The organism is Corynebacterium sp. HMSC070H05, from assembly GCF_001837615.1.
Taxonomy (GTDB): Bacteria; Actinomycetota; Actinomycetes; order Mycobacteriales; family Mycobacteriaceae; genus Corynebacterium; species Corynebacterium coyleae.
Map to the genome: position 1 here is coordinate 1 of NZ_KV833304.1, position 313 is coordinate 313.

Genomic DNA, 313 nt, shown 5'->3' on the forward strand with positions numbered 1-313 from the left:
GAAGACCACGGTTGATGATTCGAATGTGACTCCGGTTGATCCGACTGAGGACAAGCAGGGCACTGGCATCATCGTCAACAACCCGGATAAGGACACCAAGGTCTCCGCTAAGGATGAGGACGGCAAGGATGTTCCTGCCGTGATCAATCCGGATACCGGTGAAATTGAGGTCACCCCGGGTAAGGACGTTGATGGTCCGATCACCGTAACGGTTGAAGACGAGGATCTGCCGGAGGGCAAGACCGAGGTTGAGGTTCCGGTCAACGGTCACGAAAAGGATCGTGATGACAACGGTTCCGAGAAGACCACGGTT

The 313-nt window shown here is 55.0% G+C and carries 1 protein-coding gene; it reads left to right on the forward strand.

All coding sequences use genetic code 11. From position 1 onward, the window contains the following. Positions 1 to 313 (forward strand): hypothetical protein (locus tag HMPREF2617_RS12035; RefSeq protein ID WP_168168329.1); only part of this gene is annotated, 313 nt, incomplete at both ends.